This is a genomic window from Streptomyces monomycini, assembly GCF_022271435.1.
GTDB lineage: Bacteria > Actinomycetota > Actinomycetes > Streptomycetales > Streptomycetaceae > Streptomyces > Streptomyces monomycini.
On record NZ_JAFIQY010000004.1, the window covers coordinates 244,938 to 261,523 of the forward strand.

The window sequence follows — 16,586 nt, forward strand, 5'->3', positions numbered from 1 at the left end:
ACCGAAAAGCTTTAAGGCCACGACATTTTCGGGACTTTCCTGGTGCGCGGGCCGCCATTTCCTTCTTCGAGGCAACCTCTGCGCCCTTTTCTGCGTTGTCCGGGGACCCGCCCACCGGGTCCCCGCGGCGCGGCTAAGCGCGGCCTGCGGTCTTCTGCGTCTTGCGGGAGACCGAGTCGATGACGACGGCCGCCAGCAGGACGGCTCCGGTGATCATGAACTGGACGGCCGAGGCGATGCCCAGCAGCGCCATGCCGGAGGCGATGGACTGGATGACCAGGACCCCCAGAAGGGCGGACCAGGTCTTGCCGCGGCCGCCGAACAGGCTCGTACCGCCGATGACGGCGGCGGCGATCGCGTTCATCAGCAGGCTGCCGGCGCCCGAGGACTGGTTCGCGGCGTTGATCTGGGAGGCCAGGAACATACCGCCGACCGCCGCCATCGTGCCGGCCAGCGAGAAGACCGAGATCCGGATGAACGCCACGTTGATGCCCGCGCGGCGGGCCGCCTCGACGCTGCCGCCGAGTGCGAAGACCTGGCGCCCGTACCGGGTGCGCCGCAGTACGAAGTCGAGCGCGACCACGACGCCGAGGAAGATGACGACCGCGAGCGGCAGGCCCTTGTACTGGTTCAGCAGCCACGCCACCAGATAGGCGGGGACGGCGAGGACCACCGTACGCAGCACGGTCTCGCTCAGCGGCCGGCTCGGGACGCCCGCGGCCGCACGGCGGCGCGACTCCAGGAGGGAGAGGCCGAGGAAGGCGAGGACTGCGACCGTCGCCAGGCCGTACGCGGCGGCCACGTCGGTGAAGTAGAAGTTGGTCAGCTTCGCGACGAGGCCGCTGTCGTCCAGGTTGATGGTGCCGTTGGAGCCGAGCACCTGGAGCATCAGGCCGTTCCAGCCCAGCAGTCCGGCGAGGGTGACGACGAAGGCGGGCACGCCGATACGGGCGAAGAAGAAGCCGTGCAGGGCGCCGGCCACGGTGCCGGTGAGGACGGCGAGGAGCAGGGCGAGCCATTCCGGCATGCCGTTGTTGATGTTGAGGACGGCGAAGACCGCGGCGGCCAGGCCGCTGACCGAGCCGACGGACAGGTCGATCTCGCCGAGGATCAGCACGAAGACGATGCCGACCGCGATCAGTCCGGTGCCGGCCGCCGTCACGAACAGGTTCGAGAGGTTCTCGGCGCCGAGGAAGGCCGCGTCCTGGAGCTGGAAGACGATGCCGATGACGATCAGGCCGACGACGACCGGCAGCGAGCCCAGCTCGCCGCTGCGCGTCTTGCGCCGGAACTCGTCCAGGTAGCCCTTGAAGCCCTGCTGCCGTACGAGCAGCCGCGGGTCCACGGCGGTGACGGCACCCTCGGCCGCGGGCGCCGCGTCGACCGGCTCGTCGCCGGCCTTGGAGAGGTTGGTGGTCACTTCTTGGCCTCCGCGGTGCGGGCCTTGCGCCGGGTCACGGCATTGTCCGTGGCGCCGGTGATGGCGGAGATGATCTCTTCCTGACTGGTGCTGCGGACGTCGAACGTGCCGTTGTTGCGGCCCAGCCGCAGCACCGCGACCCGGTCGGCGACGGCCTTGACGTCGGCCATGTTGTGGCTGATGAGGATGGTGCCGAGACCGCGCTCGCGCAGCCGCTCCACGAGGTCGAGGACCTGCGCGGTCTGCTCCACGCCGAGCGCCGCGGTGGGCTCGTCGAGGATGACGACCTTGGGCTCGCCGAGCAGCGAGCGGGCGATGGCGACGGTCTGCCGCTGGCCGCCGGAGAGCGAGGCGATGGGGATGCGGACGCTCGGGATGCGAATGGCGAGGGTGGCGAGCAGCTCGCGGGCGCGGCGCTCCATCTCGACCTCGTCCAGCACCCCGGCGCGCACGATCTCGCGGCCGAGGAAGAGGTTGCCGACGACGTCGAGGTTGTCGCAGAGCGCGAGGTCCTGGTAGACGGTCGCGATGCCCAGTTCCTGGGCGGTGTGCGGCCGGTCGACGGTGACCGGCCGGCCCTCCCACTCGATGACGCCGTCGTCGGCGGGTCCGACGCCGGCGATCGCCTTGACGAGGGTGGACTTGCCGGCGCCGTTGTCGCCGACCAGGGCGACGACCTCGCCGGGGTGGATCTCCAGTTCGACATCGGTGAGCGCCTGTACGGCACCGAACCGCTTGGAGACCCCGCGCAACGCCAGCACGGGCGTAGCGGACACGTGAATCATCTCCTTCGCCGCCTGACCGGCGGGAATGCGCCGTCCGGCCGCCGGCGCCCGGTCTGCGGGCGGCGGGGCCGGGCGGACGGCAGGCTTACTTCAGACCGGCCTGGGCGCAGGCGGACTGGAACTTGGCGGTGCAGATCTCGGCCTTGGTGAAGAAGCCTTCCTGGCCGACGTACTTCGCGATGTCGGCCTTGGTGAGCGCGAAGGGCGTCACGATGACGGACGGCACCTTCTTCTCGGTGGCGCTGTCGACGGTGGTCTTGGCGACCGCGTCCAGCTTCTTGCCCTGGGCGAGCGCGACGGCCATCGAGGCGGCGGCGTCGGCCTCCGGCTTGTACGGCTTGTAGACGCTCATGAACTGCTCGTCGCTGAGAATGCGCTGGACGGCGGAGAGTTCGGCGTCCTGGCCGGTGACCGGCGGCAGCTTGGTGAACCCGGCGCTCTTGAGGGCGGTGATGATGCCGCCCGCCATGCCGTCGTTGGCGGAGTAGACGCCGATGATCTTGTCCTTGCCGAGCGAGGAGATGGCGCCCTTCATGTTCTCGTTGGCGTTCTCCGGCTTCCACTCCTTGGTGTCGTACTCCTTGCCGATCTTGACCTTGCCGTCGAGTACGGAGTGCGCGCCGTCCTTGTACATCTTGGCGTTCGGGTCGGTGACCGACCCGTTCATCATGACGATCTCGCCCTGGTCGACCTTGTCGCCCAGCTCCTTGAGCAGCGACTCGCCCTGGATCCGGCCGACCCGCTCGTTGTCCACGGAGGTGTACGCCTTGATCGGGCCCTCGGCCAGCCGGTCGTAGGCGACGACGGGTATGCCCTTGTCGTTCGCCTTCTTGACCGAGGCGGCGATGGACTTGGCGTCCACGGCGTCCAGGATCAGCGCGTCGACCTTCTTGGTGATCATCGTGTCGACCTGCTGCTGCTGGACGGCGGGGTCCTGCTTGGCGTTGTCGTAGAGGATCTCGGTGTCCTGGCCCGCCAGCTCGCGGATCTTCTTCTCGATCAGCGGCTTGTCGAACCGCTCGTAGCGCGCGGTCTGGTTCTCGGGCAGCAGGAGGCCGATGGTCAGCGGCCCCTTCTTGTCCTTCTTGGCGTCCGAGTCGCCGCCGACCTCCTTGGCAGAGCCGCAGGCGGCGAGGCCGGCGGCCATCGAGACGGCGGCCGCGGCCACGGCAGCACGACGCAGGTGCGAGTTCACGGTGAAACCTCCCTGACGAGGCCGCGTCGTTGCGGCCGAGGTGGCTGGAAGTCAACTCGGCCGCTCGCAGACCGTCAAGGAGTAAATACTTAACGAGATGACAACGGTGCCATGCGTTAGCTGTGTGAACTCAGCGTGCCCCGTATACGGCAGCGTGCCCCGTATACGTCAGGCAATGGCAGAGGTACCGGTGCCCGGCCGGCCGCCCGGCTGCGCGGCCCCGTCGGCGGACAGCGCGCCGTCCAGCAGCGTCGAGTCGCCCATCTCGCTCAGCACCAGCGCCAGCGCGCCGAGCACCTCGGCCCGGCCGCCGAGCGTCCCCGGCACGATCCCCAACTGCCGCGCGGCGCTGGGGATCGCGTACCGCGACACCGACTCCCTTATCGGCCCGAGCACCAGCTCCCCGGCCTCCGCGAGGTCACCGCCGAGCACCACCCGGCTCGGGTTGAGCAGGTTGCACAGATTGGCCACCCCGCTGCCGATGTGCCGCCCCACGTCCCCGATCACCCGGCGGCAGCCCGGGTCGCCCTCCCGGGCCAGCCGGACCACCTCCGCCATGGTCAGGTCGGGGCCGTGACTGGGCTGGAGCAGCGGGAGGACGTACCGGGCGGCGGTGAAGGTCTCCAGGCAGCCGCGGTTGCCGCAGCGGCAGACCGGCCCGGACTCGTCCAGCGTGATGTGCCCGATCTCGCCCGCGGTGCCGCCAGGACCCCGGTAGATCTGGCCGCTGATGACCAGGCCGGCGCCGACGCCGCTGGCGACCTTGATGTACGCCAGGTCGGCGGCGCCGCGCCCGCTGCCCCAGACCAGTTCGCCGAGCGCGCCGAGGTTGGCGTCGTTGTCGACGTACACGCCGACGCCCAGCCGGCCGGACAGCTCCTCGCTCGGGTTCGTACCGCTCCAGCCCGGCAGGATGGCGGTCGAGCCGAGCGTGCCGGACTCCACGTCGATGGGGCCCGGGACGCCGAGGCCGACGCCGATGACCTTGCCCGGGCCGACGCCGGTCGCCTCGACCAGCCGGTTGACCAGCCGCTCGGCCCGGTCGAAGCCCTCCGCGGCGGAGGCGTCCACGTCGATCGGCTCGGTCTCCTCGGCGAGCACCTGGTGGGCGAGGTTGCCGACCGCGACCCGCAGGTGCGAGTGGCCGAAGTCGACGCCCACGACGATCCCGGCGTCACCGGAGAGCGAGACGCTGCGGGCCCGGCGGCCGCCGGCCGAGGTCGGGGTGACCTCGACGGTCCCGGCGTCCTTCAGTTCCCGAACGATGTTGGAGACGGTGGCCGCCGACAGGCCCGTGCTCCGGGCGATCTCCGCCTGGGTGAGCGAACCCGCCATGCGCACCGCGCGTACGACCCGCTCCAGATTGGCCCGGTGCAGCGAGGACTGCGAACCCGGAGTCTCCATCGACTCATCCACTCCCGCCTGTAGCGCCCGGCACGACGACCGGCCGCCGGCCGGGCCACGTCGACGGGACCCGGCTTGTCTCCAACATGTGAATCTAAGCTGACGTGCCCGGGTCCGGTTCCGTCAAGTCCTCGACCGGGTGCACCGGGCCTGTGGCCAAAACCCGGCCATCCGCCGACACGGCCGCCACCGCGGCGGCCCCCGCGCCCGCGACAGGGCGGAGGCGGGGGCTGCCGCGCCGTACGGGTGACGGCGCGCCGGTACGCGGCTCGCACCGGCGCGCGCACCGGCTCGCGGAGCTACTTCAGGGCGCCCGCCGTCAGACCCGCCACCACCTGCCGCTGGAAGACGATGTACGCGCCGAGCACCGGCAGCATGGCGATGGTCAGGCCCGCGAACAGGCCGGACCAGTCGCCCTTGTACCCCTGGCTGACCGCCAGCGCGACCAGGCCCTGGGTCAGCACCTTCTTGTCCGGGTCGCCGACGTTCAGCACCGTCGGCAGCAGGTACTGGTTCCACTGCCCCAGGAAGTTGAAGATGCCGACGCTGATCAGGCCCGGCTTCGCCATCGGCAGCATGACCTGGAAGAACGTCCGCGTGTGGGACGCGCCGTCGATCAGCGCGGCCTCCGCCACCGACGACGGCAGGGTCTTGAAGAACCCGCTGAGGAAGAAGACGGTGAACGGCAGCGAGTACGCGATGTAGACCAGGATCAGGCCGTGGTAGGTGTCCAGCAGGGCCATGTTCTTCATGACGAAGAACAGCGGGACCAGCGCGAGGATGACCGGGAAGCCCATCCCGCCCACGAACAGGAAGTAGATGAAGCGGTTGCCCGGGAAGTCGAACCGGGCCAGCACGTACGCCGCCATCGAGCCCAGCAGCATGGTCCCGATCAGCGACCCGCCGACCACGATCAGCGAGTTGAAGAAGTACTGGCCCATGTTGGCCTTGTCCCAGGCGCGCGCCCAGTTGTCGAAGTGCAGCGCCGACGGCAGGCCCCAGGGCGAGCCGAAGATCTCCCCGTCGTCCTTGAAGGAACTGACCACCGCCCACAGCAGCGGCATGGTCACCAGCAGGCCCCAGACGACCAGGACACCGTGCGAGAAGACGTTCAGGACCCGGCCTTCACCGCTCCCGCCGCCCCGCCCGTCCTTACCGCCCTTACCGCCCGCGCCGCCCCGGCCCGTCGCGGCCGGAGGCTCGGTCTGCACGCTCATCAGAACTCCAGTCGTTCGCGCCGGCCCAGCCGCATGACGATGGCCGAGAAGATCAGGGTCACTATCAGCAGGGAGACGCCGATCGAGGTGGCGTAACCGGCCTGACCGTCGCGGAAGGTCTTCTGATAGACGTACAGCGGCAGGACCTCGGTGGAATAGTCGGGGCCGCCCGGCCCGACGCTCATGATCTGCACGAAGGCGAAGGCCGACACGTCCAGGGCCAGAATGCCCATGTAGATCCAGCCGGTCTGCACCGTGTCCCAGAGCAGTGGCAGGGTGATTCTGAAGAACGTGTTGAACCGGTTGGCGCCGTCCAGCAGCGCGGCCTCGTAGAAGTCCTTCGGTATGGAACTCATGCCGGCCGAGAAGAGCACGACGTAGAAGCCGACGTTGGCCCAGATCATCGCGCCCATGATGCACCAGAGCGCGATCTGCGGATCGCCCAGCCAGTCGGGCTGGACGCTGTCCAGTCCGATCGCCTGGAAGAACGCGTTCAGCGCGCCGCTCTCCGGGTTGTACGCGAACTGGAAGAGCAGGGCGACGATCGGGACCGACAGCACCTGCGGGAAGAAGTAGAGGATCTTGTACGTGCCGGAGCCGCGTACGCCGCCGATGACCGCCTTCTTCCTGCGGCGGCCACCGACGTTGAGCATGAAGGCGAAGAAGAGCCCGAGCGAGAGCGTCACCACCGGCAGCAGCAGCAACAGCGTCACACTGTTTCCCACCGAGGCCCAGAAGACGCTGTCCTGGAAAAGACGCGTGTAGTTGTCGAACCCGACCATTTTCATGTCCGAGCTCAGGCCGGTCCAGTCCGTGAAGGAGTAGTAGATCGCCTGCACGAACGGCGATATCACGAAGATCGCGTATATCGCCAGCGGGAGGACCAAGAACCCTGCGATGAAGCGGTACTTACCGTGCTGCATGACTACCGATCCCGTTCTTTCCCCGCGACTGCCGTAACGGCCACCGCTGGTGACGCCTGAGATGCACCGGTCAGCGCTTGTACTTCTTGACGCTGCTGTCCTCGCGCGTCTCGTCCGCGTACTTCTGGATCTTGTTGATCGCTTCGTCGGGAGTCATCCGGCCCGCCATCATCTCGCCCAGCGCGCCGACGCCGATCTTCTCCTTCTGCAGCGCCACGTACCAGTCCTGGATCCGCGGGTTGACGATGTTCTGGCCGGCCTTCTGCAGCGCCTGCTGCGCCGAGTCCAGGCCCGGGGGCAGCGTCAGGCCCTCCGTGCCGCCGTTGAGCGAGGTGAGCGAGGAGACCTGCTTGATGAAGTTCTGCGAGGACTTCTTGCTGAGCATGATGCGCAGCATCTCCATGCCGCCGGGGACGTTCGCGGCCTGCCGGGGCACGATGTACGGCTCACCGCCGGAGGCCCAGATCGTGCCGAACGGCATCTTGTCCGAGCCGGAGAGGCTGGACGGCGCGCCGACCGAGAGCTGGAAGTCGGGGTTCTTCTCGATCTGTTTGGCCGACTCGTTCTCCACCCACGACCCGTTGGGTATGAACAGGGCCTTGCCCTCGGCCCAGGCCTTCTGCGACTGGAGGTGGTCCAGTCCGGGCGAGCCCTTGAGGACGTAACCCTTCTTGTACAGCTCGTAGTACGCGTTGAAGGCGGTCTTCACGGCCGGGTCCTTCCAGGCGTCCGGCTCCAGGTTGTCGATCTTCCGGAGCACCTCCTCGCCGCCGATCTTGGCGATGAAGGGGTAGAGGCTGAAGGGCAGGTAGTACGGGTACTTGCCGGGATAGGTCCAGCCGGCGACGCCCTTCTTCTTCGCCTTCTCGCACACGGCGAGCATCTCTTCCCAGGTCTGCGGGTATTCAGCGTCGGCGACCTTCTGGAGGTTGGTCTTGGAGTACCAGACGCCGTAGACCGTGTACGCGTAGTACATGATCCAGGTTTCCTTGCCGCCGAACTGGCCCATCTCGACCACGCCGGGACGCAGGGTGTCGCGGACCTTCTTGTCCGGGTCGTCGATCGACGGGGCGTCGAGCAGCGGGGTGAGGTCGGCCAGCTGGTTCTTGGAGACCAGGGTGCCGAAGTCCATCTGCTCGGCACCGGAGTTGTCCACGAGGTCCGGCGGGTTGCCGCCGTTGAAGCGCGGCTGGAGGGTGGACTGGATCTTCTGGGTGGAGGCGAGCTTGACCTTTCCCTCGGTCTTCGGGAAGGCGGCGATGTATTCCGCCCGGGCGTCCTTGGCGTACTTGTCACCGAATCCGCCGTCGAAGATGACGACGTCGAGGGCGGCGCTGTCATTGACCGCCAGCGGATTCTTGGCGGACTTCTGGCCCTTTTCGACCTTCTCGGCGCCGTCACTGCCCCCGCCGGCGCACGCCGACAGCACGCCCATGGCCGGTACGGTGACGATTCCGAGCGCCGCGGCCCGCTTGATCAGGTCGCGACGGCTGAAATCTGAGGTGAATCCCATGCGCAAGTCCTCGCCTTCTTCAGGACTCAGGCGGTGTACCGGAGCCACCCCGGCACCGCGGGTCAGATGAAGCTGAGTTGTACGGGATGTGCACCGGGCGCGCCAGAGATGTGCGGGGCCGATTTCTTGTGCTGCCGCGCAGGTCCACCCGGGTCCGGGACGCCGTTCGCACAGACGCTCGGACGCCGACAGGTATAGTCCACTTCACGTCAACTCGGCAAGATCGTAAGCAAGTTCAGGCCGCCATCTTTCCCGAGTTGAGACCTCGCCGGTATGCACCGCCGCCGCCACGGACTTCCGGCCGCCGCACACAGGGTCATCCTTGACAACAAAGGCCCCACCCACCTTACTTATCTCTGCATTGTGCAGCTGACAACGATGTCACCGTCGTTGGAATGTCGTCATCGTCGAGAGGTACGCGCGTGCGGCTCAGACACCGGCACAGACCCCTGCCCGGCACGGCCCGCCCCGTCGCACTCGCGGCCGCGGCCCTGCTCGTCCTGACGGCCCCCTCCCCCGCCGTCGCGGCGCCGCCCCAAAAGCCCCCGGAGCCCCGGACGTTCAGCTCCTCCTTCGAGGCCGGTGATCCGTCGCCGGACTGGCGGGACGCCGTCGAGACCGGACCGGACGGCACCGCGAAGACCTCCGGGGTGAGCCCGGAGAGCGGCCCTGGCGCCGGTATGAGCAGCCACCCCGACTCGGGCCCCACCGCCTCCCCCACCGCCAGGACGAACGCGGGCTTCAGCGGGCTGCGGGCCCTGCGGTACGCGGGGACGCACACCGCGGCCGGCCGTGGCCACTCGTACAACAAGGTCTTCGACGTCGACGTGCCCGTCACCCGCGCGACGTCCCTCTCGTACAAGGTCTTCCCGGAGATGGCCGCCACCGACCTGGGTTACCCCGCCACCCATGTCGCGCTGGATCTGGCCTTCACCGACGGCACCTACCTCAGCGAGCTGCGCGCCACCGACCAGAACGGCGCCCCGCTGACCCCGCGCGGCCAGGCCGACGCCAAGACCCTCTACGTCAACCAGTGGAACCACCGCCGGTCGCGCATCGGCGAGGTGGCGGCGGGCAAGACCGTCGACCGCGTCCTGGTCGCGTACGACGCGCCCGCCGCGCCGAAGGCCACGCCGGTCTTCCGCGGCTGGGTGGACGACATCACGCTCGGCCCCGAGGCCCGGCAGAAGCCGCCCGCCCACCTCTCCGACCTGGTGGCGACCACGCGCGGCACGAACTCCAGCGGCAGCTTCTCGCGCGGCAACAACTTCCCCGCCACCGCCGTGCCGCACGGCTTCAACTTCTGGACGCCGGTGACCAACGCGGGCTCCACCGACTGGCTGTACGAGTACGCGCGGAAGAACAACGCCGACAACCTGCCCACCCTCCAGGCGTTCGCCGCCAGCCACGAGCCGAGCCCCTGGATGGGCGACCGGCAGACGTTCCAGATCATGCCGTCCACCGCCGCGGGCACGCCGGACGCCGGCCGTACCGCCCGCGCCCTGCCCTTCCACCACGCCAACGAGACGGCGACGCCGCACCACTACGGCGTCACCTTCGACAACGGCCTCACGGCGGACATCGCGCCGACGGACCACGCGGCGCTGATGCGCTTCACCTTCCCCGGCGACGACGCGAACCTGATCTTCGACAACGTCAACAACAACGGCGGCCTCACCCTGGACGCCGCGCGGGGCGTCGTCACCGGCTTCTCGGACGTCCGGAGCAACCTCTCCGTCGGCGCCACCCGGCTCTTCGTGTACGGCGTGCTCGACACGCCGGTCACCGCGGGCGGCAAGCTGAGCGGCGGCGGCGGCCCGGACGTCACGGGCTACCTGAAGCTGCGGCCCGGCGCGGACCGTACGGTCACGCTGCGCATCGCCACCTCCCTGATCGGCGTCGATCAGGCGCGCGCGAACCTGGAGCGGGAGATTCCGGCAGGCGATTCCTTCGAGCGGGTCAGGGACCGCGCCCGCACACAGTGGGACGGCATCCTCGGCCGTATCGAGGTGGAGGGCGCGAGCCGGGACCGCCTCGTCACGCTCTACTCCAACCTCTACCGGCTCTACCTCTACCCCAACTCCGGGTACGAACAGGTGGGCGCGCGCGCCCGGTACGCGAGCCCCTTCTCGCCGCGTACCGGCCCGGACACCCCGACGCACACCGGAGCGAAGATCGTCGACGGTGAGGTGTACGTCAACAACGGTTTCTGGGACACCTACCGCACCACCTGGCCCGCCTATTCCCTGCTCACGCCCAAGCAGGCGGGGAAAATGGTCGACGGGTTCGTCCAGCAGTACAAGGACGGCGGCTGGGTCTCCCGCTGGTCCTCGCCCGGTTACGCGGATCTGATGACCGGCACCAGTTCGGACGTGGCATTCGCCGACGCGTACGCGAAAGGCGTGAAGTTCGACGCCGCCGCTGCCTATGAGGCGGCCGTCAAGAACGCCACCGTCGCCCCGCCCAGCCCCGGTGTCGGCCGTAAGGGCATGACCACCTCGCCCTTCCGCGGATACACCAGCACGGACACCAAGGAAGGCATGTCCTGGGCGCTGGAGGGTTACCTCAACGACTACGGCATCGCCCGCATGGGACAGGCCCTGTACGAGAAGACGAAGAAGCCGCGGTACAAGGAGGAGTCCGCGTACTTCCTGAACCGCGCCCGCAATTACGTCAAGCACTTCGACAGCAAGGTCGGCTTTTTCCAGGGCAAGGACGCCGCCGGGAACTGGCGGCTGCCCCCCGACCGGTTCGACCCGCGCGTCTGGGGCCACGACTACACCGAGACCAACGCCTGGTCCTTCGCCTTCACCGCACCTCAGGACACCCGCGGCCTGGCCAACCTGTACGGCGGCCGGGCGGGCCTGGCCAAGAAGCTGGACACCTACTTCGCCACCCCGGAGACCGCGGCGAAGGAATTCGCCGGCTCCTACAACAACGTCATCCACGAGATGACCGAGGCCCGCGACACCCGGATGGGCATGTACGGGCACAGCAACCAGCCGTCGCACCACATCGCGTACGTCTACGACGCGGCCGGACAGCCGTGGAAGACGCAGCAGAAGGTCCGCGAGGTCCTTTCCCGGCTCTACCTGGGCAGCGAGATCGGCCAGGGATATCCGGGCGACGAGGACAACGGCGAGATGTCCGCGTGGTACGTCTTCAGCGCGCTCGGGTTCTATCCGCTGGTGATGGGCTCGCCCGAATACGCCGTCGGCTCGCCGCTGTTCACCAAGGCCACCGTCCATCTGGAGAACGGCCGCGACCTGGTGGTCAAGGCACCGCGCAACAGCGACCGCAATGTGTACGTACAGGGGCTGCGGGTCAACGGAAAGCCGTGGCATTCCACCGCGCTGCCGCACGCCCTGCTCGCCCGCGGCGGCACCCTGGAATTCGCGATGGGCCCGCGCCCGTCCTCCTGGGGCACCGGCGAGAACGCGGCGCCGTCGTCCATCACGCGGGACGGCCGGGTGCCCGTACCGGACGGCGATCTGACCGCGCCGGGCAGCAGCCCGCTCCTGGACGACACGTCGGAGACCGCGGCCACCTTCACGTCGGTCCCGGTGTCCCTCCCCTCGGCGGCGCGGGTGACCTCGTACACCCTCACCTCGGCGGCGAAGGGGGAGGCGCCCGCCTCCTGGGTGCTGGAAGGCCGGGACCGGCACGGGAAGTGGCGGACCCTCGACCGGCGGACGGGTGAGTCCTTCACCGCGGACCGGCAAACCCGGGTATTCGCGGTCAGAACACCCAATACCTACACCGATTACCGCCTGCTCCCCTCAAGCCGCGCCACACTGGCGGAAGTTGAGCTGATCGGAGCGACCAAACGGACTTAACCGGCCAATCGATCAGACCATCCGCAAACCAGTTGACATGTGAAGGGCTTGTGCAAAGATCCTGAGGTTCCCGCGACGCACCCATGTGGGTGCGTCGCGTCTCATCACCTGGCAAATGGAGAATTACGTGGCCAAACTTCCCGGCCGTAAGCGCGGACGCGCCCTGTCGCGTCTGGCTGTCGCGGCGGTCGCCGCCGCCCTGGTCGGTACCAGCGCCTCAGCCGCGGTGGCGGACGCGCCGGCGCCGGTCCCCGCCCCGGTCAAGAAGCTCGACATCGGCGCGTTGACGCAGGCGGCGCCGGAGGCCCGCGCCTCGGCCCGCGTACAGGCCCAGGACGCGCCGGTCTTCGGCCTCTTCGGCATCGAGCGCTCGTCCGGTTTCCTGTACCACTACGACCCGAACGGCACCGGCGGCCTCGACGAGCGCCTGTTCGCCGGAGCCGACTGGGACCTGCTCAAGGCCGCGGCCCCGGTCGACCACAACGGCGACAGCCGGGGTGACGGCCTCTGGGCCTGGGACTACGCCGGCAACCTGTACTACTCCGACGCCCAGACCGAGGACGAGGCCCGGACGATCGGCAGCGGCTGGAACATCTACAACAAGGTGCTGTCGCCCGGCAACCTCGGCGGCGCCGGCGCGTACGACATCCTCGCCCGGGACAACGCGGGCGTGCTGTGGATCTACCTCGGCTACGACAACGGCAAGGTCGACTCGCGCGTCAAGATCGGCGCCGGGTGGGGCGGCTACACCCAGATCACCGGCAAGGGCGACCTGACCGGCGACGGCAGGGCCGACATCGTGGCCCGGGACGGCTCCGGCGTGCTGTGGCTCTACCAGGGCACCGGCAACTACAAGGCGCCCTTCGCGCCGCGCGTGAAGATCGGCGCGGGCTGGAACGAGTACAACACCCTGGTGACCACCGGCGACGTGGACATCGACGGCCGCGCCGACCTGATCGCCCGTGGCTCCGACGGCAAGCTGTGGCTCTACAAGGGCACCGGCAACGCGTCGGCCCCCTTCGCGCCGCGCAAGCAGCTCGGCTTCGGCTACAACATCTACAGCTGGATGTTCTAGCCCGTAAGGACACCGGCAGCCGGGAGACTCCTGTCGACTCGACCGCCCGCCGGTGAGGTGATGGTGCGACGCGTCCCCGCGGGGGCGCGTCGCACTACTGTTTCCGGCGGGCGCGGTGTCCGGCGGCAGCACCCCCGTACGCACCAGGGCCGCACCCCGTCCGGGATGCGGCCCTGGTCGCGTCACCCGCTCGCGTACGCGGCGGGCGTGCGGCTTACTTGCGGATCAGCGAGCGCAGCACGTACTGCATGATGCCGCCGTTGCGGTAGTAGTCCGCCTCGCCGGGGGTGTCGATGCGCACCTTGGCGTCGAACTCCACACTGTCACCGTCAGCGGCTCCGCCGCGGGCTGCCTTGACCTTGACGGTCTCCGGGATGCCACCGTCGTTCAGCGCGGTGACGCCGGTGATGTCGAAGGTCTCCTCGCCGGTCAGGCCCAGCGACTGCGCCGAGGCGCCCTCGGGGAACTGGAGCGGGAGGACGCCCATGCCGATGAGGTTCGAGCGGTGGATGCGCTCGTAGGACTCGGCGATGACGGCCTTGACGCCGAGCAGCGCGGTGCCCTTGGCGGCCCAGTCGCGGGACGAGCCGGAGCCGTACTCCTTGCCGGCCAGGATGACCAGCGGGATGCCGGCCGCCTGGTAGTTCTGCGACGCGTCGTAGATGAAGGAGACCGGGCCGTCCTCCTGCGTGAAGTCACGCGTGAAGCCGCCCTCGGTGCCCGGCGCGATCTGGTTGCGCAGGCGGATGTTGGCGAACGTGCCGCGGATCATGACCTCGTGGTTGCCGCGGCGCGAGCCGTAGGAGTTGAAGTCGCGGCGCTCGACGCCGTGCTCCGTGAGGTACTGGCCGGCCGGGGTGTCGGCCTTGATCGCACCGGCCGGGGAGATGTGGTCGGTGGTGACCGAGTCGCCCAGCTTGGCCAGCACGCGGGCGCCCTGGACGTCGGAGACCGGGCTGGTCTCCATCGTCATGCCCTCGAAGTACGGAGGCTTGCGGACGTAGGTGGACTGCGGGTCCCACTCGAAGGTGTTGCCGGTGGGGATCGGCAGCGCCTGCCACTGGGCGTCGCCCGCGAAGACGTCCTCGTACGACTTGGAGAACATGTCCTCGCCGATGGCGTTGGCCACGACGTCGTTGACCTCGGCCTCGGAGGGCCAGATGTCCTTGAGGTAGACGGGGTTGCCGTCCTGGTCGGTGCCGAGCGCCTCGGTGGTGATGTCCACCTTCATGGAGCCGGCGATGGCGTACGCGACGACCAGCGGCGGGGACGCCAGGTAGTTCATCTTGACGTCGGGGTTGATCCGGCCCTCGAAGTTGCGGTTGCCGGAGAGCACCGAGGTGACCGCGAGGTCGGCCTCGTTGATCGCCTTCGAGATCTCCTCGTCCAGCGGACCGGAGTTGCCGATGCAGGTGGTGCAGCCGTAGCCGACGAGGTTGAAGCCCATCTTGTCCAGGTAGGGCGTCAGGTTCGCCTTGTCGAAGTAGTCGGTGACGACCTTCGAGCCGGGGGCGAGGGTGGTCTTGACCCAGGGCTTGCGGGACAGGCCCTTCTCGACGGCCTTCTTGGCCACCAGCGCGGCGGCGACCATGACGTAGGGGTTCGAGGTGTTGGTGCAGGAGGTGATCGCGGCGACGGTGACGGCGCCGTGGTCGATCTCGTACACCGAGCCGTCGGCGGCCGTGACCTGGGTCGGCTTGCTGACCACGCCGTTGGAGACCGCCGGGGCGTCGGAGGCCGGGAAGGACTCCTTGCCCGCCTCGTCGAGGTCCGCCTCGCTGACGTAGTTGCGCACGTCCTGGCCGAACTGCTGGGCGGCCTCGGCCAGGACGATGCGGTCCTGCGGGCGCTTGGGGCCGGCGATCGACGGGACGACCGTCGACAGGTCCAGCTCCAGCTTCTCGGAGAAGTCCGGCTCGGCGGCCGGGTCCAGCCACAGGCCCTGCTCCTTGGCGTACGCCTCGACCAGGGCGACCTGCTGCTCGGAGCGGCCGGTCAGCTTCAGGTAGTTCAGCGTCTCGTCGTCGATCGGGAAGATCGCGGCGGTGGAGCCGAACTCCGGCGACATGTTGCCGATGGTGGCGCGGTTGGCCAGCGAGGTGGCGGCGACGCCCTCGCCGTAGAACTCGACGAACTTGCCGACGACGCCGTGCTTGCGCAGCATCTCGGTGATGGTCAGCACCAGGTCGGTGGCGGTGGTGCCGGGCTTGAGCTCACCGGTCAGCTTGAAGCCGACGACGCGCGGGATGAGCATGGAGACCGGCTGGCCCAGCATCGCGGCCTCGGCCTCGATGCCGCCGACGCCCCAGCCCAGCACGCCCAGGCCGTTGACCATGGTGGTGTGCGAGTCGGTGCCGACGAGGGTGTCGGGGTAGGCCTGACCGTTGCGGGTCATGACCGTACGGGCCAGGTGCTCGATGTTGACCTGGTGGACGATGCCGGTGCCGGGCGGGACGACCTTGAACTCGTCGAAGGCGGTCTGGCCCCAGCGCAGGAACTGGTAGCGCTCCTTGTTGCGGCCGTACTCCAGCTCCACGTTCTGCTGGAAGGCGTTGGCGGTGCCGAACTTGTCGGCGATGACGGAGTGGTCGATGACCAGCTCGGCCGGGGCCAGCGGGTTGATCTTCGCCGGGTCGCCGCCCAGCTCCTTGACGGCCTCACGCATGGTGGCGAGGTCCACGACGCACGGCACACCGGTGAAGTCCTGCATGATCACGCGGGCCGGCGTGAACTGGATCTCCTGGCTGGGCTGCGCCTGGGAGTCCCAGCCGCCCAGCGCACGGATGTGGTCGGCGGTGATGTTCGCGCCGTCCTCGGTGCGGAGCAGGTTCTCCAGCAGCACCTTCAGGCTGTAGGGAAGGCGGGCGGAGCCCTCGACCTTGTCCAGCCTGAAGATCTCGTACGACTCGTCGCCCACGCGCAGCGTGCTGCGGGCGTCGAAGCTGTTCGCCGACACGACAGTCTCCTTCAATGCATGATTCGCGCGTACCACCGCAATCCTGCCGTCACAGATCCTTGCCGATCAGCTAAGGTAAGGCTAAGTTAGGCAAGCCTTACTAGCGCGGCAGCGGTACGCCTCCCGGCAGATATCTCGATGTCGAGATAACTCTAGTACATCCCCGCCGCGGGGTCATGCGCGCCCGGCCGCCCAGAGCAGGCGGACATCGCCCCCGAACCACCCGAATTCGGCCAAAAATTAGGTTAGGCTAACCTTCTCT

The 16,586-nt window shown here is 68.7% G+C and carries 10 protein-coding genes; 2 read left to right on the forward strand and 8 right to left on the reverse strand.

Annotated features, from left to right (window positions below; genetic code table 11):
- Positions 1–133: 133 nt before the first annotated feature.
- The 7 genes from JXZ78_RS07395 to ngcE all read right to left on the reverse strand — a co-directional run bounded on the left by JXZ78_RS07395 (position 134) and on the right by ngcE (position 8,457).
- Positions 134–1,420 carry a sugar ABC transporter permease gene (locus JXZ78_RS07395; protein ID WP_030020764.1) on the reverse strand — a complete coding sequence of 429 codons (1,287 nt, stop codon included), beginning with the start codon at positions 1,418–1,420 and terminating at the stop codon, positions 134–136.
- Positions 1,417–2,205: an ATP-binding cassette domain-containing protein gene (locus JXZ78_RS07400; RefSeq protein ID WP_030020765.1), complete on the reverse strand. Its 789-nt coding sequence runs from the start codon at positions 2,203–2,205 to the stop codon at positions 1,417–1,419. Before JXZ78_RS07400 ends, JXZ78_RS07395 begins: the two co-directional genes overlap by 4 nt.
- A gap of 85 nt (positions 2,206–2,290) precedes the next feature.
- Positions 2,291–3,400 carry a substrate-binding domain-containing protein gene (locus tag JXZ78_RS07405; protein WP_030020766.1) on the reverse strand — a complete coding sequence of 370 codons (1,110 nt, stop codon included), beginning with the start codon at positions 3,398–3,400 and terminating at the stop codon, positions 2,291–2,293.
- 168 nt (positions 3,401–3,568) lie between these two features.
- Entirely contained in the window at positions 3,569–4,804 is a 1,236-nt protein-coding gene (locus tag JXZ78_RS07410) for an ROK family transcriptional regulator (RefSeq protein ID WP_238782728.1), read from the reverse strand.
- A 299-nt stretch (positions 4,805–5,103) separates the two neighbouring features.
- Positions 5,104–6,021, reverse strand: a complete 918-nt coding sequence (locus JXZ78_RS07415; RefSeq protein WP_030020768.1) for a carbohydrate ABC transporter permease — start codon at positions 6,019–6,021, stop codon at positions 5,104–5,106.
- Positions 6,021–6,944 carry a carbohydrate ABC transporter permease gene (locus JXZ78_RS07420; protein ID WP_030020769.1) on the reverse strand — a complete coding sequence of 308 codons (924 nt, stop codon included), beginning with the start codon at positions 6,942–6,944 and terminating at the stop codon, positions 6,021–6,023. The genes JXZ78_RS07415 and JXZ78_RS07420 overlap by 1 nt, the downstream gene beginning before the upstream one ends.
- Positions 6,945–7,014: 70 nt before the next feature.
- The gene (ngcE, locus tag JXZ78_RS07425; protein ID WP_030020770.1) at positions 7,015–8,457 is read right to left on the reverse strand and encodes an N-acetylglucosamine/diacetylchitobiose ABC transporter substrate-binding protein; all 1,443 of its coding nucleotides are present in this window, start codon (positions 8,455–8,457) and stop codon (positions 7,015–7,017) included.
- A 422-nt stretch (positions 8,458–8,879) separates the two neighbouring features.
- Between ngcE and JXZ78_RS07430 the strand changes: the two genes are divergently transcribed.
- Both JXZ78_RS07430 and JXZ78_RS07435 read left to right on the forward strand, forming a co-directional pair.
- The gene (locus tag JXZ78_RS07430; protein ID WP_050502571.1) at positions 8,880–12,293 is read left to right on the forward strand and encodes a GH92 family glycosyl hydrolase; all 3,414 of its coding nucleotides are present in this window, start codon (positions 8,880–8,882) and stop codon (positions 12,291–12,293) included.
- Between the two features lie 127 nt (positions 12,294–12,420).
- Complete coding sequence (locus JXZ78_RS07435) at positions 12,421–13,368, forward strand: FG-GAP repeat domain-containing protein (RefSeq protein ID WP_078624328.1); 948 nt, start codon at positions 12,421–12,423, stop codon at positions 13,366–13,368.
- 214 nt (positions 13,369–13,582) lie between these two features.
- Here JXZ78_RS07435 and acnA read toward each other — a convergent pair whose 3' ends face one another.
- Positions 13,583–16,324 carry an aconitate hydratase AcnA gene (acnA, locus tag JXZ78_RS07440; RefSeq protein WP_030020773.1) on the reverse strand — a complete coding sequence of 914 codons (2,742 nt, stop codon included), beginning with the start codon at positions 16,322–16,324 and terminating at the stop codon, positions 13,583–13,585.
- Positions 16,325–16,586: the final 262 nt, after the last annotated feature.